The 18750-nt window shown below is 63.5% G+C and carries 15 protein-coding genes; 9 read left to right on the top strand and 6 right to left on the bottom strand.

The window, feature by feature from the left end:
- Positions 1 to 65 precede the first annotated feature (65 nt).
- Entirely contained in the window at positions 66 to 410 is a 345-nt protein-coding gene (locus HGQ17_RS01330; RefSeq protein WP_168886157.1) for an RNA polymerase-binding protein RbpA, read from the top strand.
- Positions 411 to 481: 71 nt separating this feature from the next.
- Here HGQ17_RS01330 and HGQ17_RS01325 read toward each other — a convergent pair whose 3' ends face one another.
- Genes HGQ17_RS01325 through HGQ17_RS01315 form a run of 3 tightly spaced genes read right to left on the bottom strand, consistent with a single transcriptional unit; the run spans position 482 to position 5283 of the window.
- Complete coding sequence (locus HGQ17_RS01325; RefSeq protein ID WP_168886156.1) at positions 482 to 1222, bottom strand: polyprenol monophosphomannose synthase; 741 nt, start codon at positions 1220 to 1222, stop codon at positions 482 to 484.
- Positions 1223 to 1232: 10 nt separating this feature from the next.
- Positions 1233 to 2372 (bottom strand): amidohydrolase family protein, encoded by a 1140-nt coding sequence (locus HGQ17_RS01320; RefSeq protein WP_168886155.1) that lies wholly within the window; start codon positions 2370 to 2372, stop codon positions 1233 to 1235.
- The gene (locus HGQ17_RS01315; RefSeq protein ID WP_168886154.1) at positions 2365 to 5283 is read right to left on the bottom strand and encodes a DEAD/DEAH box helicase; all 2919 of its coding nucleotides are present in this window, start codon (positions 5281 to 5283) and stop codon (positions 2365 to 2367) included. Before HGQ17_RS01315 ends, HGQ17_RS01320 begins: the two co-directional genes overlap by 8 nt.
- A gap of 37 nt (positions 5284 to 5320) precedes the next feature.
- On the opposite strand from HGQ17_RS01315, the gene HGQ17_RS01310 reads away from it, so the two are divergent.
- The 4 genes from HGQ17_RS01310 (at position 5321) to HGQ17_RS01295 (ending at position 9641) form a co-directional block, all read left to right on the top strand.
- Positions 5321 to 6553 (top strand): MFS transporter, encoded by a 1233-nt coding sequence (locus HGQ17_RS01310; protein WP_324615136.1) that lies wholly within the window; start codon positions 5321 to 5323, stop codon positions 6551 to 6553.
- A 92-nt stretch (positions 6554 to 6645) separates the two neighbouring features.
- Positions 6646 to 8004: an NADP-specific glutamate dehydrogenase gene (gene gdhA, locus HGQ17_RS01305; protein WP_324615135.1), complete on the top strand. Its 1359-nt coding sequence runs from the start codon at positions 6646 to 6648 to the stop codon at positions 8002 to 8004.
- Positions 8005 to 8314: 310 nt separating this feature from the next.
- Positions 8315 to 9265, top strand: coding sequence for a hypothetical protein (locus tag HGQ17_RS01300; protein WP_168886152.1), 951 nt, complete (start codon positions 8315 to 8317; stop codon positions 9263 to 9265).
- A gap of 52 nt (positions 9266 to 9317) precedes the next feature.
- Positions 9318 to 9641, top strand: coding sequence for an HNH endonuclease signature motif containing protein (locus HGQ17_RS01295; protein WP_168886151.1), 324 nt, complete (start codon positions 9318 to 9320; stop codon positions 9639 to 9641).
- Here HGQ17_RS01295 and HGQ17_RS01290 read toward each other — a convergent pair.
- On the bottom strand, positions 9638 to 10687 hold the full coding sequence (locus HGQ17_RS01290; protein ID WP_211090327.1) for a LacI family DNA-binding transcriptional regulator: 1050 nt from the start codon (positions 10685 to 10687) through the stop codon (positions 9638 to 9640). The genes HGQ17_RS01295 and HGQ17_RS01290 overlap by 4 nt on opposite strands.
- Positions 10688 to 10700: 13 nt before the next feature.
- Complete coding sequence (locus HGQ17_RS01285) at positions 10701 to 12377, bottom strand: glycoside hydrolase family 13 protein (protein ID WP_168886150.1); 1677 nt, start codon at positions 12375 to 12377, stop codon at positions 10701 to 10703.
- 198 nt (positions 12378 to 12575) lie between these two features.
- Here HGQ17_RS01285 and HGQ17_RS01280 point away from each other — a divergent pair, with 198 nt between their 5' ends.
- The 4 genes from HGQ17_RS01280 to HGQ17_RS01265 are packed head-to-tail and all read left to right on the top strand — an operon-like array spanning position 12576 to position 18311.
- The gene (locus HGQ17_RS01280) at positions 12576 to 13874 is read left to right on the top strand and encodes a sugar ABC transporter substrate-binding protein (RefSeq protein WP_168886149.1); all 1299 of its coding nucleotides are present in this window, start codon (positions 12576 to 12578) and stop codon (positions 13872 to 13874) included.
- Positions 13875 to 13919: 45 nt separating this feature from the next.
- The gene (locus HGQ17_RS01275; protein WP_168886148.1) at positions 13920 to 15518 is read left to right on the top strand and encodes an ABC transporter permease subunit; all 1599 of its coding nucleotides are present in this window, start codon (positions 13920 to 13922) and stop codon (positions 15516 to 15518) included.
- Position 15519: 1 nt separating this feature from the next.
- Positions 15520 to 16401, top strand: a complete 882-nt coding sequence (locus HGQ17_RS01270) for a sugar ABC transporter permease (RefSeq protein ID WP_168886147.1) — start codon at positions 15520 to 15522, stop codon at positions 16399 to 16401.
- Positions 16398 to 18311 (top strand): glycoside hydrolase family 13 protein, encoded by a 1914-nt coding sequence (locus HGQ17_RS01265; RefSeq protein WP_168886146.1) that lies wholly within the window; start codon positions 16398 to 16400, stop codon positions 18309 to 18311. The genes HGQ17_RS01270 and HGQ17_RS01265 overlap by 4 nt, the downstream gene beginning before the upstream one ends.
- A 19-nt stretch (positions 18312 to 18330) precedes the next feature.
- Here the strand turns inward: HGQ17_RS01265 and HGQ17_RS01260 are convergent, their stop codons facing one another.
- Positions 18331 to 18729 (bottom strand): DUF779 domain-containing protein, encoded by a 399-nt coding sequence (locus HGQ17_RS01260; protein ID WP_168886145.1) that lies wholly within the window; start codon positions 18727 to 18729, stop codon positions 18331 to 18333.
- Positions 18730 to 18750: the final 21 nt, after the last annotated feature.

The following is an 18750-nucleotide window of genomic DNA, read 5'->3' as shown; positions in this document are numbered from 1 at the left end:
CTCGGGGCTGCTGTGAGTTGAAGCCCTGAAGAGTAATCCGTCTGTTGTTGTACTAAGGAGCATCGATGAGTGATCGTAGCCTGCGCGGAATGCGTCTTGGCGCCCAGTCCATGGAGACCGAGCAAGGTGTGGAGCCGGCTCCCCGTCAGGACGTGGAGTACGTCTGCGAGGATGGCGAGAAGATCACCGTGACTTTTGCTGCTGACGCAGAGGTCCCCGCCACCTGGACCTCCCCCTCCGGGAAGGTTGGCGTACTGGCTGAGGGTGAGGCTCCCGAGGAGGAGCCGGAGAAGCCGGCCCGTACTCACTGGGACATGCTTCTGGAGCGTCGTTCTGAGGAGGAGCTCGAGGAGATCCTCAACGACCGGCTGAAGATTCTGCGCGAGAAGCGCGGCGAGAAGGTCTCCTGAGCGGAGGTTTCTCCCCTATCTAGACCCCGCTGAGAGCGGCGTACCATCTCTGGTGCGCCGCTCTTTGCGCCTCAGCAGGAGAGTCCCTTGGCCTTCTTCGCCAGCGTCTGCGCGCGGGCGGAGAGACCCCATTTGGTCACATTGGCCACAGCCTCGAGCACAATGCCGCCGCTCATCTTGGACTCACCCAGAGTGCGCTCCACAAAAGTGATCGGAACTTCCTGGATGGTCTTGCCCTGCCGTGCCACACGGAAGGTCATATCCACCTGGAAGCCGTAGCCCACGGATTCAATGGAGTCGAGGTCGATGTCCTCCAGTGTGCTGCGGCGGAAGACCCGGAAGCCAGCGGTGATATCCCGGACCTTCAGGCCCAGCATGGTGCGGGAGTAGAGGCTGCCGGCCCGGGAGATGATTTCCCGGTGTAGCGGCCAGTTGACCACCGATCCCCCAGGGACCCACCGTGAGCCGATCACGAGGTCGGCTGAGTCAATGGCAGCCAGGAGATCGGGCAGCTGCTCAGGCTGATGCGAGCCGTCAGCGTCCAGTTCGACAAAGGCATCGTAATCACGCTGAAGACCCCAGTTGAATCCAGCGATATAGGCGCCGCCGAGCCCATTCTTCTGAGTCCGGTGGAGAACGTGGATGTAGTCGTCCTCGGCGCTAAGCTGGTCAGCGAGATCCCCTGTGCCGTCGGGGCTGTTGTCGTCGACGATCAGAACCTCGGACTCAGGAACAGCCGCCCGCAGCCTGCCGATTGTCGTAGGCAGAGCGTCGATCTCGTTATACGTCGGGATGACGGTCAGGGTCTTCATGGAATCCAACTTACCTTCCCTTGATGACAGTGCTGACCAGTTTCGGAAGTGTTTCTCCGTCGAGGAACGGCAGCAGCGGAGTTCTGGCACGGGTGTCGGTGCTCCATGCCGAAACTGTGGAATTCGGCGTCTGAACTGCCAGGGAGTCGACCTCCCAGATCACATATGTCGCCTCAGATCCGGGGTTGAGCTGTCCCGCACCGGCCGGGGCATCAGGAAGCGACCGGTAGGCGCCGCGGCACTGGGCGTTGAAGCCTGCCCGAACCGAAACCGGCGCCTGCGGATGATGGACATGATCGCTGATCAGCTGCCAGGGATTCTGCCCCTGTTCCGGTGCGGCTGAGACCGGAACTCCCACACTCAGTGCGGTCACCAGGTGACCGGGGCCAGTGAGCAGAACGTGGACGCCGGTGTTGAGCAGCTCCTCCCAGTGAGACCGCTCCGTGGAGTCGAAGCCGACCAGCACAGTGGGGGTTGCCGGCGATGGGGTCTGCTTAAGCTCCCGCAGGTGCTTCTGGGTGGTGACAACAGCCTCGACGACGACCTCGGGGTCTGCCCCTGTGGTGTTCAGCAGAAGCTGTCGGCCTGCTTCGGCGCACCAGGAGCGCACGCCCAAGAGATTCTCCGCTACGGCCGTGAGGTCCAGGGCCACTGCCACTTGGCGCCCTGGGATTTCGACAGTCTCCAGGAGGTCCAGCAGCTCATTGACCGGCTGAATTGAGGGGGCTCCTCCATCGGCGGTGACCCCAGAGAGTTCAACTACCGGCCATACCTCGATACGATGTTCGGCGGCTGCGGTGAGCACCTCGCGCAGCTTCTGCCCGGTGGCTTCCTGATCGTTCTGCAGCTGGTGCACATTCAGACCCAACACCAGTCGCAGGGCCGCATAGCCGTGGGTCTGGGCGGCGTCGTCGAGGGTCTGCTCAACGGTCGCCGGTGAGGTGGAGTCCAGTTCCAGAGATACGAGACCGACGAATGCTGGGGCCACCAGTCCCCGGTCGAGATCGGTGACCGTCAGCTCAGCGGTGTCCATCCGCTCAGCAGTCTCATCGGAACCCAGCCAGGAAATCTGACCGTTTTCGACGACCATGGCCTCCGCATAGGGTTGGGCCGTGGAATGCACGGTCCCGTTGTGCAGAAGTTCACTCATCTGTCTCGAAGTCCTCCTCCATTGAGGTATAAGCCACCGAGGAGTAGGAGACCACTCCCCTGGCGATGAGGTCCACTGCATCTTGACACCGGGTGGCGAATTTGGCGGTGGCCGTGGGCACGGCCGACAGTTGGTCCAGGGCGTCGATGCACTGTTTGGCCCACCGGACGAAGTCACCGGCAGCCAGCGGAGATTCCTCCAATGCGGCCCGCAGGCTCGCCCCGGAGGCCCAATAGTACATGGGCACAGCCAGGCCCAGCTCGGGTGTGTCGGTGGGTTCGAGGTGGTGGCGTTTCTCTCGGGCTTCAAGTTCACCGTGAACCTCAAGGGCTGTGCGCACTGCCTGGGAGAGTTTCTTGCTCGGCATCTGCGGCATCGCCCCTTCATCCTCACGTTTGGCCTGGTAGACCAGCAGTGTGGAGAAGGCTGCCAACTCTTCTGGGCCCAGCTGGGAGAGCACTCCGCGTTCCATGAGCAGCTCGGTGAAGAGGTCTCGTTCCCCGTAGATTCTGCGCAGCCGCTGACCGCGTTCGGTGACCAGGAATTCCTCGGCGTCGAACTCTTCGGCCACCGGCTCAGCGGTGGGCAGCTGTTCCTTCTCGGCGGCCTGAAGATGACCGAGTTCGAACAGGACACCGCAGACCCGGTCGAAACGTTTGGCGATGGACCCGGTCCGACGGTCGATCCGAGCCTTGAGCTGATCGGTCTCCCGTTTCAGCTTCCAGTACCGCTCGGCCCAGCGGGCGTGGTCTTCCCGGTCGGAGCAGGAATGGCAGGGGTGCTTGCGCAGCTGAGACTCCAACTCAGCGACTGTGGTGCCGTTCTCAGCGTCGGGGTCTGTGAACCCGAAACCGGGCGCCGGGGCGCTCTTGCGCGGAGGGGTCCGTTCGGTCAGCGCATTGCGCATGGTCGAGGCCAGATCACGGCGGATTTTAGGCACTTTGACCTGCGGTTTGCGGGGTAGACGAATACTGGAGATCACCTCAGGGGGCTGGGGGAAGTCATCGACGGTGACATTGCGCAGCTTCCCATCCTCAGTGACAACCCCCGGGCGTGGGTCATGCTCCGGTGCGGAATGAACCACCAGGCAATTGCCCAAGCGACGCTTACCGGGCACCTCAATGACATCACCGGGTTCCAGGGCCGCCAGCACACGGATGATCTCCCGTTTGCGCTGGCGGTTCCGGGCTTTGGCCGATTCCTTCTGCTTGTCATTGAGCTCACGGCGCAGTTGGGCGTATTCGAAGAAGTCCCCCAGATGACATTCCATGGACTCCCGGTAACCGGCCAGGGAGGACTCGCGCTTGGCGACATCCCGGGCCAGTCCCACCACGGCCTTATCCGCCTGGAACTGCGCGAAGGAGGACTCCAGAATGGTCCGGGCCCGTCGTCGTCCGAACTGGGCAGTGAGGTTCACGGCCATGTTGTAGCTGGGGCTGAAGCTGGAGTTCAGGGGGTAGGTCCGTTTTGAGGCCAGCCCTGCCACCTGGCGGGGGTCCATACCGGGCTGCCAGACAACTACGGCATGGCCTTCGATATCGATGCCACGCCGTCCTGCCCGGCCGGTCAGCTGGGTGTACTCCCCCGGGGTGATGTCCTCATGGGATTCGCCGTTGAATTTGTCCAGCTTCTCCAGCACCACGGTGCGGGCCGGCATATTGATCCCCAGGGCAAGGGTCTCGGTGGCGAAGACCACCTTCAGCAGCCCCTCGGCGTAGAGGTTCTCCACCAGTTCCTTGAACGGCGGCAGCATTCCGGCGTGGTGGGCGGCAACCCCGTTGATCAGGGCCTCACGGAAGCTGTCGAATCCCAGCACGGAGAGGTCTTCTGCCGGAAGCTCCCAGCCCATGGCCTCAACGCGGGAGGCGATCTCTGCGGCTTCCTGCTTATCGGTCAGCTGCAGCCCGTGATGCAGGCACTGTTCGACTGCGGCCTCGCATCCGGCCCGAGAGAAGATGAAGGTGATACAGGGCAGTAGGCCCTCCCGGTCCAGAGCCCGGATCATCCGGGGCCGGCTCAGACGCGGGGCACCTCTGGGAGATCCTGAGAGACGGGAGACCTCTGCCCCACCACCTCGGTAGTTTGAGCGGCCAGAGTCCCGGCGTCGTCCCCGTCCGCGTCCACGGTGTCCGCCGGATCGGCGCGAGGGTGGCGCCTGGGAGAGATGAGCTATCCGCTGCAGCTCGGGGTTGACCAGCTGGTTGGTCTCGTTCTCGTCGTCGTTCTCCTCGGTGATGACGAAAAGATCATGCAGCCGGTAGTCGATCATCATGTGCTGCCACAGCGGCACCGGTCGGTGCTCGGAGACCACCACAGCCGTCTCGCCGCGGACAGTGTCCAGCCAGGCGCCGAATTCCTCAGCATTGGAGACAGTTGCAGACAGCGCTGCCAGCTGCACCGATTCGGGCAGGTGGATGATGACTTCCTCCCAGACCGCTCCGCGGAACCGGTCGGCGAGATAATGCACCTCATCCATGACCACAAAGCCGAGGTCCTCCAAGGTCGAGGAGTCCTGGTAGAGCATATTGCGCAGCACCTCAGTGGTCATGACGACGACGTCGGCCTCTGAGTTGATACTGGTGTCCCCGGTGAGCAAACCCACCCGGTCTGCACCGTATTCGGCACGCAGCTCCTGGAACTTCTGGTTGCTCAGCGCCTTGATGGGGGTGGTGTAGAAAGCCTTCTTCCCCTGGGCCAGCGCGAGATGGACGGCGAACTCACCGACGATGGTTTTTCCCGCACCGGTGGGTGCGGCGACCAAGACTGCCTTGCCTGCCTCCAGGTGCCGGCAGGCCTCGAGTTGGAATTCGTCCAGGTCAAAGGACTGTTGGGAGGTGAAGGCGCCAAGCTGAGTCTTGGCGTCCGCAGCGCGGCGGCGGAACTCTGCGTAGCGCTGAGCAGGTGAAACCATGCCTCAACCCTACCGCCGAAGAGTAGAGTGTTGAGCCGTGACGGTCTCATCCTCCCCTCCCCCGGTCTTCGGTCGGGATGTGGTGGTCGGCGCACTGATCCCGGCTTTCATCTTCAGTACCGGTATTGGGGCGATGATTCCGGTGGTGGCCCCCTATGCGGTGGAGCAGGGCGCCGGCCTTGCGGCGGCAGGCGTTATTGCTGCCATGCTGCCGGTAGGCCAGATCATTGCTGATCTTCCGGCCGGGCAGTTGGCGGCCAAGATCGGTGACCGGGCGGCGATGATCGTTGCCGGCTCAGTGGCCGTTTTGGGTTTCGTCCTTGCCGCGCTCTCTCCCTCCTGGCTGACCCTGGGGGCGGCCGTGCTGCTGGTCGGTGCGGCCAATGCGGTTTTCCACTTAGCCAGACATTCCTATCTGACAGAGATCACCCCGCAGTTCAATCGGGCAAGGGTGCTGTCCACTTTGGGTGGGGTCCACCGGATCGGACAGTTCGTGGGACCTTTCCTGGGAGCCGGTGTCATCTACCTCACCGGCACTGCGGCGGTCTTCTTCCTCGCGGCGGTAACAGCCGCGGCCGCCACAGTCACCGTCTGGTTGGCCCGGCCCACCACTAAGAAGAAGCCGGCGCCTGCTGCTGAGGTGACAAAGCCGAGGTTCTGGCAGGTGATGCGGGCTCATCGGGGCATGTTGGCCAGGCTGGGGGCGGTGGGCATGCTGGTCGGCGCCATCCGCGGAGCCCGCCAGCAGGTGATCCCACTCTGGGGCCAGTACCTCGAGTTGGACCCCACTACGATCTCACTGCTCTTCGGCCTGGCCGGGGGCATCGATATGCTGCTGTTCTATCCGGCTGGGAAGGTGATGGACAAACTGGGCCGGCTCTGGGTCGGCGTGCCGGCAATGACTCTGCTGGGCTTGGCGATGGCGGCTTTCCCCTTCACCTCCACAGCCGCCGGCCTGGCCGTGGTAGCGATGCTGCTGGGATTCGCCAATGGCTGCGGCTCCGGGATCATGATGACTATCTCCTCAGATATCTCCCCGCCAGAGGGCCGTCCGCAGTTCCTGGGTGCTTGGCGGCTGCTTACCGATATCGGCCTGGGCTCAGGGCCTTTGATCCTCTCGGCCGGCGCGGCCCTGGGCTCCCTGGCCCTGGGCATCTGGGCGGCCTCAGTGATCGGCCCCCTGGGTGCCGCCGGGATGCAGCGCTGGCTGCCCCGGTACTCTGACCATGCCAACCGCACCACGCGGCGTCGTGCCGGTCTGACCGATTAGCGCTATCTCACCATCTGACACAGCGCAACCCCAGGGCCATCCCAGCAGATAACATGTTTGCACATTATGGAAGCAGACTGGAGAGGAAATGCGTGAGTCCCAGCACCCAACGGATCGAGCAGGTCTACGAGCAGGTTGTCAGCAGAAACCCCGGTGAGCACGAATTCCACCAGGCGGTCCGTGAGGTCTTCGACTCTCTGACCCGTGTGCTCTCCCGGCACCCCGAGTACGTAGAGGCTTCGATCCTGGAACGGATCTGCGAGCCGGAGCGGCAGATCATCTTCCGGATCCCCTGGATTGACGACGAAGGAACTGTCCACATCAACAGGGGATTCCGCGTACAGTACAACTCTGCCTTGGGTCCCTATAAGGGCGGACTGCGCTTCCACCCCAGTGTGCTGCTGGGCACCGTGAAGTTCCTCGGCTTCGAGCAGATCTTCAAGAATGCGCTGACCGGGCTGCCCATCGGCGGCGGCAAGGGCGGCAGCGACTTCGATCCCAAGGGGCGCAGCGACGCCGAGATCATGCGGTTCTGCCAATCCTTCATGACCGAGGCGTACCGGCACCTGGGTGACCGGGTGGACGTGCCTGCCGGTGACATTGGCGTGGGCCGCCGGGCGATCGGCTACTTGTTCGGCCAGTACAAGCGGATCAGCAACCGTTATGAGGCCGGGGTGCTGACCGGTAAGGGAATCACCTGGGGCGGCTCACTGGTACGCACTGAGGCCACCGGATACGGCACGGTGTACTTCACCGAGCATATGCTCTCTACCCGCGGCAGCTCCTTCGACGGCGCCAAGGTCCTGGTCTCGGGCTCCGGCAATGTGGCGATCTATGCCATTGAGAAGGTTACTGAGCTCGGCGGCACCGTGGTAGGTGCTTCAGATTCCGGCGGCAGTGTCTACGATCCCGACGGTATTGACCTGGAGCTGCTCCGTGAGGTCAAGGAAGTCCGCCGCGCCAGGATCAGTGAGTATGCAGACCAGCGCCCCAGCGCTCAGTACCTGGACGCCCGGCAGGTTTGGGCCGTGGCCGAGAAGACGCCGGTTGACGTTGCTCTGCCCTGCGCGACCCAGAATGAACTTGACGAGCACGACGCCGCGACCCTGATCGCCTCAGGAGTCAAAGCAGTGGCAGAGGGTGCCAATATGCCCACCACCCCAGAGGCTATCCGCGCGCTGCGGGAATCCGGGGTGCTCTTCGGACCTGGAAAGGCGGCCAACGCCGGCGGGGTTGCCACCTCGGCTCTGGAGATGCAGCAGAACGCGATCCGCGATTCTTGGAGCTTCGAATACACCGAACAGCGGCTCTCGGAGATCATGGAGAACATCCATACCCGCTGCGCTGACACCGCTGATGAGTACGGCATTCCCGGCGACTACGTGGCAGGAGCCAATATTGCTGGCTTCACCCAGGTCGCTGATGCCATGATCGCCCAGGGCGTCATCTGATCGGGCGCCCGCGCTCAACCAGCAAGTCGCGCCCGCCGTTCCAGAACATTAGTGGACGGGACGCGCCTCAGCTGCTGCACCTGTGGACTGATTGAAGCCCCCAGCACACTGTCCGCCGATCCTGGTGCGTCACAACCGCATCTTGTCGGCGGACATTCGGCATGTCCGAGGTGGGTAGTAGATTGAAAATATGACGCAGAGCACAGGGCCGGGATCGGGTGGTCCGGACCGGCAGAGCCCAGAAGCTGGGGCCAGCCCTGCGCACGCTGATCGACAGAGGGCTATGCCCGGGCCTCACCAGTGCTTGCCGGTGATGGATGATCCCGGTGCTGCGAAGCTGCGGGGCCGGGTGATCGCAGCTCGCCGTGCTGAGGCCGAGACCGTCTTGGCGTTGATGGACTATGTGGAAGGGTTCCATGAGTCCTACCGGTGGCGCACCGGTGAGCTGAGCGCGCCGGTGAATAGATCCCACCAGTACCCAGACCCTGGCTCGGCTGCCCGGGAAGCAGCGATCACCTATGCTGCCCAAGCATTGGGCTGGTCCCAGTACCGGACCCAGAGGGCCTATAACGACGCCGCCCTGACCCAGCAGATGCTGCCTAGCGTATGGGAGTGGTTCACCCACCTGCGGATCACAACATTGGCAGTCTCAAAGATCGCCCAGGCAGCAAGAAGACTCCGCAACGATGAGGACCGGCTAGCTCGCCTCGATACTCAGGTGCCGGCACGGGCGGCTGAGCTGCGGCCTACAGAATTGGATGATTGGCTGCGCCGGTTCACCGCCATCGCTGACCCCGAACAGCATGCAGAACAGTGCGCCCGCAACGCTGAGGGACGGTATGGCTATATCCGTCCCTGCGAAGACATTGAGGGCATGAGCCTGCTCATTGCGCAGCTGCCCACCCTGGTCGCAGAGACCATGGGCCGCCGGCTCGGCGCAGTCGCCCGCTCCCATAGCCAGAAGATTCCGCATAATCCGGTCACCGCAGGACTCGCAGCACACCTGCCCCCGCGCACAGACTCCACCACGGCACAGGGTCTCGGGCAGAATCAGCGTCCGGTCCCACCCGGACCAGTGCGCGGAAGCTTCGGCCACATCCTCTACAACACCTCTGAACCGGTACCCAGTGATCAGACTGAACCAGCCCAGCCAACCGCGGCGTCTGTAGACCGGCGAGGCGGTCCCCGCCGGAGTCATCCGGTACCTGGCGCGAAGTCCCAGCATCCGAAAACGCTGGCACTGCCTGTACATCACCGATGACCCACTACCAGCAGAACACGCCCCAAGAGAGTACTTATACGGGCCCACCGGAGTGGAGTTCAACATCGCTGCCCACACCTATCAGGGTTACCAAGTGCCCAAACTCCTGCGCGAACACATCGTGCTGCGCGATGGCCAATGCACCGTACCCGGCTGCACCCGCCCGGCCGAACGCGGCGACATCAACCACCACGCACCCTGGCCCATCGGTGACACCACCGCAGCAAACCTCCGCGCTCTCTGCCGCACCCACCACAACATCAAAACCACCGGACTCCCTCTCACCACCACGGAAGCCCCACAACAGTCCCTCCCCGAACTAGCACTCTGGCCATTGCCGCAGGAGTCCTATACGGACGTTGAACGGGCAGCCTAGCCTGAGGGCTCGGAGATGCTGCGCCCGCTCTCTGCCGGGGCGGCGGTGCTGGAGCGGACAACCAGTTCGAAGGGCAAATCGCTCTCCTCGCCGCCCTCCCCCACCACACGGGCCAAAATGTGCTCGGCGGCGATACGGCCCTGTCCCACTGGGTGCTGGTCGACTGTGGTGAGGCCAAAGAGCGTGCCCAGCTCATGACCGTCCACACCGACCACTGAGACCTGCTGGGGAATCTGAATCCCTAGATCCTTGGCAGCAATCATCGCGCCGATAGCCATCTCATCGGAGGCCGCCACCAGGCCGGTGAGCGAGGAGCCGGGGGCACCGAAGAGCTGTTTGGCGGCGTCGTACCCGCCTTCAATGGTGAAGTCAGCAGCCCGTGCCGCAGCTGCGGCGGGATCAATCCCCTGGGCCTGCAGCGCCTGGTTGAAGCCTTCACGGCGCTGAGTGGGGACGTGATAATCCATGTCAAAGGCCTGGTCCCCGCCTATATAGCCGATCTCATGGTGTCCTAGAGTCAGCAGATGCTCGGCCGCCAGCCGGGTGACACCCTGGTCATCAATGGCCATCCCGGGCAGTTGCCGAGGCCTGCCACCAAGCACCGCCACCGGCATGCCCAGCCCCTGCAGCTGCTCAGTCTCCCAATCATCCAGCTCCAGGGCCACCACAATGACCCCGTCCACCCGGCGCCGGCGCAGGAAGGCGCGGAAGATCTCTCGGCGCAGCTGCGGATCGCTGGTGACGTTGTAGAGCGTCAGATCATAGCCGGCACGGGTCAGGGTGTCGGAGATGCCGGTGAGCACAGAGTTGAAGAACCACCGGTGCAGGTCCGGGGTGATCACCCCAATGCTCCTGCTGCGCCCGGAGGCCAGCGAGGAAGCTGCCGAGGAGACCACATAGCCCAGGGCCTTAGCAGCCTCACTGACCTTCTGCCGGGTAGCCGGGGACACGTGCCCCCGGCCGCTCAGCGCGCGGGAAGCAGTGGCTGAGGAGACGCCCGCGGCACGGGCGACTTCATCAAGACTGACCACAGCTCCCCTACTCATACAACGGATGGACCTACTGCTCTAACCATACTGTGGTGTCAGCACCGATCCGCCCGTCCTCCAGGGGGGCACTGGCCACCAGGACCTCAGCACCCTCTGGAAGCTCCACCGGGGAGCCGCTGATATTGGCGATGACCAATGTGCCGGCGCTGCGGAAGGCAAGCACCCCTGGACCGTAGTCCTGAACCCACTCGAGTGCTCCAGAGCCCAGATCACGCTGCTTACGCAGGCTCAGCAGCTGCCGGTACAGATTCAGTGTGGACTGCGGATCAGCGCGCTGGGCATCCCGGGCCAGGGCAGTCCAGCGCTGCGGCTGCGGGAGCCAGGCCTCCCCTGTGGTGTTGAAGCCGAAAGCAGGTGCCTCGGCTTCCCAGGGAATCGGCACCCGGCATCCGTCGCGTCCGTACTTCTCCCCTTCGGTGCGGAACCAGGTAGGGTCCTGACGAGTATCAGCAGGCAGGTCGTGGACCTCATCCAGACCCAGCTCCTCCCCTTGGTAGACATAGGCCGAGCCGGGCAGAGCCAACATCAGTGCTGTGGCGGCCTGTGCCCGCTGTACGGCATCCTGGTGGGCAGGGATACCTGGTGAGTCTGGACCGATGCCGGTGCCCTGCGGGTTCTCCTCGGTGAGCGAGAGCCGAGTGGCATGGCGGACCACATCGTGGTTGGACAGCACCCAGGTGCTGGGCGCCCCCACTGCGCCGAAGGCATTGATGGAACGGTCGATGATGTCCTTGAGCTCCTCAGCCTCCCAGGGAGCCAGCAGGTACTCGAAGTTGAAGGTCTGGTGCATCTCATCGGGGCGCACCCACTGTGCCATTGCGTCCACAGAGGAGACCCAGGCTTCCCCGCACAGGGCACGATCACCGTCATACTCCTCCAGCACCTCCCGCCAATCCCGGTAGATCTGGTGGACTCCGGGCTGCTCGAAGTACGGTGCCGGGGTCTGTTCCCCACCCATCGAGGCCGCCTCCGGATCGGGGGTGTAGTCCGGGAAGTCCTGGTCTTTGACCAGCCCGTGCGCCACATCCACCCGAAAGCCGTCCACTCCCCGGTCCAGCCAAAAGCGCAGAATCCGGCGGAACTCCTCGTGAACCTCCTGATTGGACCAGTCGAAGTCAGGCTGGGATGAGTCGAAGAGGTGCAGGTACCACTGGCCGAGGTTGCCGTCCGGCTCGGTGACCCGGGTCCAGGCCGGCCCGCCAAAGATCGACTGCCAGTTGTTCGGCGGCAGCTCACCGTTCTCTCCGGTGCCCTCCCTGAAGATATAGCGCTTCCGCTCCTGGCTTCCGGGGGCAGCGGTCAGCGCCTGCTGGAACCAAGCGTGCTGGTCCGAGGAGTGATTGGGCACCAGATCCACAATTACCCGGATACCTCGGGCATGAGCGGCTTGCAGCATCTGATCGAAGTCGGCCAGGGTCCCGAAGATCGGGTCTACATCGCAGTAGTCGGCCACATCGTAGCCGGCGTCCTTCTGCGGGGAGGTCATGAAGGGGCTGAGCCAGATCGCATCAATGCCCAGTTCCTGCAGCTCCTCGAGCCGGGAAGTGATACCGGGCAAATCGCCCAGGCCGTCACCATTATGGTCCGCAAAGGAGCGGGGGTAGATCTGGTAGATCACTGCGCTGCGCCACCATTCGCGGCCCGGCGCAGAGTCTGTGGCGTGATGCAGGTCATGCTGAGAAGTCATAGGCACACCCTAACTGCAAGCGCTTCCATATGCCAGCGCAGCAATTCCTGAGGCATGCGGACTGATAGGCAGTGGATTGGGTACAGAATAACTCGGCTGACAGGAGTTGCGTGCGTCACATTCTCCCGTCATACTGGAAGCGCTTGCATGCCATCACTCGTCCTGCAAGCGTTCCGACTCAATAGAGAGAGGCACACCATGAGAGCGAAGCCCGAAGGACTTCTCCGGCTCACCGCCCTGCTCGGGGTCTCCGCACTGGCGTTGACTGCATGCGGTGGCAACGGCGAGAACGGCACCACGGATGAAGAGACTGACGCCACAGAAAATGGCGGCGCTGAGCAGACCGCAGATGACAACGGTGAGGAGCTTGACGCCTCCGGTGAGCTGACCGTGTGGGTCGACGCCGACCGCGCCGAGGTGCTGGCCGATGCTGCTAGCGACTTCGAGGCCGATACCGGCATTGCGGTTAACCTGGTCCAGCAGGACTTCGGCGAGATTCGTGACCAGTTCGTCTCCCAGGTTCCCACCGGGGAGGGCCCAGACATCGCTGTCGGCGCCCATGACTGGCTGGGTGTGTTGGTCACCAACGGTGTAGTGGCCCCGGTGGAGCTGGGCGACGCTGCCGGCGACTTCGAGGATGTGGCGGTGGCAGCCTGGTCCTACGACGACCAGGTCTACGGAGTGCCCTACTCCATCGAGAACATCGCCCTGCTTCGTAACGCGGATCTGGTCGATGAGGCACCGGAGAGCTTCGAAGAAATGATCCAGCTCGGCGAAGAGTCCGGGGCCACCTATCCATTCGTGGTCGGTCTGGACCCGAATGAGGCCGACCCCTACCACCTCTACCCCTTCCAGATGTCCTTCGGATCGCCGGTCTTCGGGCAGAACGAGGACGGCACCTACAACCCCGAAGACCTCCAGCTGGGCAACGAGGGCGGTATAGAGTTTGCAGACTGGTTGGCAGAGCAAGGCCAGGCAGGAGTGCTGAACACCAATATCGACAGTGATCTGGCCGAGGAGAACTTCAACGATGGCTCCGCCGCCTTCCAGCTGACCGGCCCCTGGAATGTGCCCAGCGCATTAGAGGCCGGAATCAATGTGGAGGTCGACTTCATCCCATCGGCCGGGGACCAGGACGCCCAGCCCTTCGCCGGTGTCCAGGGCTTTTTCCTCTCCGCCCAAAGCGATAACACTCTGGCCGCCACCACCTTCCTGGTGGACTACATCGGCTCCCCCGAGGTGCAGACCGCCCTCTACGAGGTCGGCGGCCGCGCCCCGGCACTGAGCGAATCCTTCGAGGCAGCCCTGGCTGATGATGAGATCGTTGCCGGCTTCGGCGAGGTCGGCGCCGAGGCCGTGCCGATGCCCTCCGTCCCGGAGATGGGTGCCGTCTGGGACTTCTGGGGCGCAACTCAGGCCGCCATCATCAACGGCGACGGCGACCCGGCACAGTTGTGGGAGCAGATGGCTGAGGATGTCGAAGGAGCCATCGAGTAGCCCATGGTCGAAAACACCACCAGCGGGCCGAAGCAGCCGCACAGCATGAAACAGACCCGGAGCCAGCGCCAGGCAGCCAAGATTATCGACGCCACATCCATGGGATGGAAACTCATCCTGTTCAAGATTGTGGTCCTAGGGCTGCTCTGCGCCACCGCCGTATACGCGGCGCTGGTCTTGTTCATGAACGATCGGTGGCTGATCGGTTCGCTGGTGGTGCTCGGTGCAGTGGCCCTGACCTGGATCTATCTGCAGCGCGGCGCGCTGCCGGCCAAGTACCTCGCCCCCGGTCTGGTGTTCCTGCTGATTTTCCAGATCTTTGTGGTGCTCTACTCCGGATATGTGGCCTTCACCAACTATGGGACCGGGCACAACTCCACCAAGGAGCATGCGGTGCACGCCATCATGCTCCAGACCCAGGACCGGGTCCCGGACTCCCCCACCTACCAGCTCTCGGTGTTTGAGGAGGCCGGGGAGCTGCTCACCTCGGATGAGCTCTACTTCGCGGTGACCACCGCAGATGGTACCGCCATGATCGGCGCCGATGAGCAGCCATTGGAGCCACTTGAGGGCGCGGTACTGGATGAGGGCCGAGTGGTGGCGGCAGAGGGCTATGAGCTGCTTTCCTTCGCTGAGCTGCTGAACCGGCAGCAAGAGGTCACCAACCTAGTGGTCCCGATCAGCGAGGACCCCAATGACGGTTATCTGCGCACCCAGGACGGCCAGCGGGCTTACCAGTACACCTCGCGCTATGAGTACGACGAGTCCGCCGACACTATGACCAATACCGAGACAGGTGAGGTCTACCGGGACACTGGAGAGGGCGCCTTCGCCAATGAGTCCGGCGAGCAGCTGATGCCCGGTTGGCAGATCAACGTGGGCATGGACAACTTTGTCCGCGCCGTCACCGAGGACTCCATCCGTGGCCCGCTGATCTATGTCACCCTGTGGACCTTTGCCTTTGCCTTCCTTTCGGTGGCCACCACCTTCATCCTGGGACTGTTCCTGGCCGTAGTGTTCAACGACCGGCGGATGAAGTCCCGAAAGTACTACCGGCTGGTGATGATCCTGCCCTATGCCTTCCCCGGATTCCTCTCCGCCCTGGTCTGGGCCGGGATGATGAACCAGGAGTTCGGGTTCATCAATAATGTGCTCTTCGGCGGAGCCGCCATCCCCTGGCTCACCGACCCCTGGCTGGCCAAGCTGAGCATCCTGATCGTCAACCTCTGGCTGGGCTTCCCCTATATGTTCCTGGTCTGCACCGGCGCCCTGCAGGCCATCCCGGAGGAGCTCTCCGAGGCAGCCCAGATGGACGGAGCCAAACCGTTCCAGGCCTTCCGAAGCATCAAACTGCCACTGCTGCTGACTGCAATCGCCCCACTGCTGATCAGCTCCTTCGCCTTCAACTTCAACAACTTCAACCTGGTGTACATGCTAACCGGGGGCGGGCCACGGGATGTCTCCGCAGGGGTGAACGTGGGCTCTACCGACATTCTGATCTCCATGGTCTACAAGGTGGCGTTCGTGGGTTCCCAGGCCGACTACGGGCTGGCCAGCGCCTTCTCCATCCTTATCTTCATCATTGTCGGAACCATCTCTGTGATCGCGTTCCGGAAGACCAAATCCTTCGAGGAGCTGAACTGATATGCAGGACTCACAGGTCAGCCTGCGCCGCCCCTTCAGACGCTGGTGGCGGGAGACCGGCTGGCGCCACCTGGTGGGCGCCGCCGTTGTACTTTTCTGCGTATTCCCCCTGGTCTATGTCTTCTCCGCCTCGCTGAACCCCGGCGGAACATTGATCACCGCGAACAGTCTGTTCAGCAATTTCAGCCTGGACAGCTACATCGAACTGTTCAACCGGCCCCAGCAGCCCTATGCCGCCTGGTTCCTCAACACACTGTTCATCGGGCTCTCCGCCTCGGCCGGATCAGTGCTGCTGGGTGCTCTGGCCGCCTATGCATTCTCCCGCATGCGGTTCACCGGCCGCCGGTTCGGCCTGATCACCCTGGTGCTGGTGCAGATGTTCCCCCAGCTGCTGGCCATGGTGGCGATCTTCCTCCTAATGCTGGGCATCGGGGAGGTCTTTCCGGCAATCGGTCTGAACAGCCAGATCGGGTTGATCATGGTCTACCTGGGCGGAGCGCTGGGGGTGAACACCTATCTGATGTACGGGTTCTTCAACACGGTGCCCACCTCCATCGATGAGGCCGCCCGGATCGACGGCGCCGGCCATGCCCGGATCTTTTTCACCATCATCCTGCCGCTGGTCTCTCCGATCCTCGCGGTGGTGGCCCTGCTCTCCCTGGTGGGAACACTCAGTGAGTTCGTGATCGCCTCAGTGCTGCTGCGCGACCCTGAACGGCAAACCCTGGCAGTGGGCCTCTACCAGTTCATCTCCCAGGAGACCTCGCAGAACTGGTCCATCTTTGCCGCAGGGGCGGTGCTGGCGGCCATCATTCCGGTGGCCCTGTTCCTGCTGCTGCAGCGCTATATCGTCTCTGGACTCGTGGCAGGGAGTGTGAAGTGACCGGCCACCCCCTCCCCCACCATGATGGCTCCCCGCTGTATGTCTCCACCCAGACACCGCAGCTCGGCGAGCGGGTCAGCCTCCGGCTCCGCGTGCCGGCAGGGTACCCCGCGCTGCGGGAGGTGATCATCCGCTCAAACCCCGATCACGAGCCCCACTGGAACACTGCCAGGCGGCTGGGCCGTACGGCGGGCTGGGACTGGTGGCAGGCAGAGATCACCGTGGCCAACCCCGGCCATGGCTACCGGTGGATGCTGATCCACGACGACGCCCCCGGACCGGGCTCTGCCCCCACCATCGAGTGGGTCAATCAGGCTGGTACCCACCGGGGTGAAGTCCTCGACTCCTATGACTTCCGGCTGCTGAGCCATCCCGCACCGCCACAGTGGCTGACCGACTCGGTGATGTACCAGATTTTCCCGGACCGCTTTGCCCGCTCTGCAGAGGCTGCCTCGCGCAGCCTTCCTGAGTGGGCGCAGCCGGCCAGCTGGGCGGACCCGGTAGATCCGGTCATGCCGGCCCGGGTCTGTCAGTTCTACGGCGGGGACCTGGACGGGATCACAGACCGGTTGGATCACCTGGACTGGCTCGGGGTGCAGATCCTGTACCTCACCCCCTTCTTTCCGGGCGCCTCAAACCACCGCTACGATGCTTCAAGCTTCACCGCCGTAGACCCGCTGCTGGGTGGTGAGGAGGCCCTGATCCGGCTGGTGGAGGCCGCCCACGCTCGGGGCATGAAGGTGATAGGTGATCTGACCACCAATCACTCCGGTGACCGGCATGAGTGGTTCCAGCGGGCACTGGCCGATCCAGACTCACCGGAGCGCAGCTACTACTACTTCGATGCACAGGGCAGCTACGAATCCTGGTTGGGTACGGCCACCCTGCCGAAGTTCAACTGGGCCTCCCAGGAGCTTCGCGAGGCGTTCATCGAGGGGCCCGACTCGGTGGTGGCGCATTGGCTGAAGCCGCCGTTCAACTTGGATGGCTGGCGGATTGATGTGGCCAATATGACCGGCCGGCTCGGCGAGGTCGACCTCAATGCTGAGGTGCGCCAGATCCTGCGCCGGACCATGGAGCAGGTTAAGCCTGACTCCATCCTGCTTGCCGAGTCCACCAATGATGCCACCAGTGATCTCACCGGCGACGCTTGGCATGGGGCGATGACCTACCCCTCTTTCACCCGGCCGCTGTGGAGCTGGCTCTCCGCGCCCGAGGGCGCCCCGTACCTAAACGCCCAGGGGAACCAGGAGACTGTTCCTTGGTTCTTCGGCCAACCTGCCGGGGGCATTCCCCAGGGCTCGGCCCGGGACTTTGCCGCTGCGGTGGACCGGTTCAACGCGCCGATCCCCTGGCGCATCCGGCTGGGAAATATGCTTCCGCTGGACACCCATGACACCGCCCGGTTCGCGCATAATGCCGGAGCCGGGACGGTGCCTATCGCAGTGGGCCTGCAGATGACCCTGCCGGGGCTGCCCACTCTGTTCGCCGGGGACGAGTTTGGCCTCACCGGCGCAGACGGAGAGATCAGCCGCACCCCTATTCCCTGGGACAGCCGGGAGGAACCGGTGACTGTGCAGCGGCTGGGCCTGTACCAGGAATTGATCGCCCTGCGGCGGCAGCATGCGGTTCTGCGCACCGGGGGCATGCGCTGGTTGTATGTCGACGAACAGGCTGTGGTGTTCCTGCGCGAATCGACCCAGGAGACGTTGCTGGTGCTGGCCGCAGCGCCAGCAGCGGACCAGCAGTGGCGGGCGGAACTTCCCTCAGCGCTGCTCAGCGGCGGAGCCCAGGATGCTCGGCCGCTCTTCGGCAACGCAGAGCTCGGTCTCGGCGCCGATGTACTGACCTTGGGCAGCCAAGGGCCGGGATTCGCGGTCTGGCGGCTGCCCGGCGTCGTCGTTCCCTGAATCCCACAGACCAGTTGGGTCAGACTGCTGAGCCGTAGCTGACCGGTTCCAGCTGTGCGGTCTCCTGTTCGGTGAAGAGACGGGATCGTACGATGAACCGGTTCCCGGTGGGGCCCTCAATGCTGAATCCCGAGCCTCGGCCGGGCGTGACATCAATGGTGATGTGGGTATGCGACCAGTATTCGAACTGGGGTTTGGATATCCACACTGGAACCGGCTCCGGTGTGCCCGGCTGCAGCTGACCCAGCAGCACATCTTGGGGCCCGGTCATGAAAGTCCCTTGGGTATAGCACATGGGTGCCGAGCCGTCGCAGCATCCTCCTGACTGGTGGAACATCAGCGGCTGTCCGTGCTCGTCACGGAGCTGACGCAGCAGAGCGGCAGCATCATCTGTTACTGCAACGCGCTCAGCACCCATGGCTTGGCTCCTTTCGCCGGA

Origin of the sequence: Nesterenkonia sedimenti (assembly GCF_012641515.1) — a bacterium.
In the GTDB taxonomy this organism is placed as follows: Bacteria; Actinomycetota; Actinomycetes; order Actinomycetales; family Micrococcaceae; genus Nesterenkonia; species Nesterenkonia sedimenti.
This window is presented reverse-complemented; position numbering and strand designations above follow the sequence as displayed.

What these genes read in the sequence shown, in the direction of transcription:
- HGQ17_RS01290 (WP_211090327.1), bottom strand. Translation starts at nt 10,687, where the DNA reads ATGAGTAGGGGAGCTGTGGTCAGTCTTGATGAAGTCGCCCGTGCCGCG.
- HGQ17_RS01260 (WP_168886145.1), bottom strand. Translation starts at nt 18,729, where the DNA reads ATGGGTGCTGAGCGCGTTGCAGTAACAGATGATGCTGCCGCTCTGCTG.
- HGQ17_RS01280 (WP_168886149.1), top strand. Translation starts at nt 12,576, where the DNA reads ATGAGAGCGAAGCCCGAAGGACTTCTCCGGCTCACCGCCCTGCTCGGG.
- HGQ17_RS01275 (WP_168886148.1), top strand. Translation starts at nt 13,920, where the DNA reads ATGAAACAGACCCGGAGCCAGCGCCAGGCAGCCAAGATTATCGACGCC.
- HGQ17_RS01325 (WP_168886156.1), bottom strand. Translation starts at nt 1,222, where the DNA reads ATGAAGACCCTGACCGTCATCCCGACGTATAACGAGATCGACGCTCTG.
- HGQ17_RS01330 (WP_168886157.1), top strand. Translation starts at nt 66, where the DNA reads ATGAGTGATCGTAGCCTGCGCGGAATGCGTCTTGGCGCCCAGTCCATG.
- HGQ17_RS01320 (WP_168886155.1), bottom strand. Translation starts at nt 2,372, where the DNA reads ATGAGTGAACTTCTGCACAACGGGACCGTGCATTCCACGGCCCAACCC.
- HGQ17_RS01285 (WP_168886150.1), bottom strand. Translation starts at nt 12,377, where the DNA reads ATGACTTCTCAGCATGACCTGCATCACGCCACAGACTCTGCGCCGGGC.
- HGQ17_RS01315 (WP_168886154.1), bottom strand. Translation starts at nt 5,283, where the DNA reads ATGGTTTCACCTGCTCAGCGCTACGCAGAGTTCCGCCGCCGCGCTGCG.
- HGQ17_RS01270 (WP_168886147.1), top strand. Translation starts at nt 15,520, where the DNA reads ATGCAGGACTCACAGGTCAGCCTGCGCCGCCCCTTCAGACGCTGGTGG.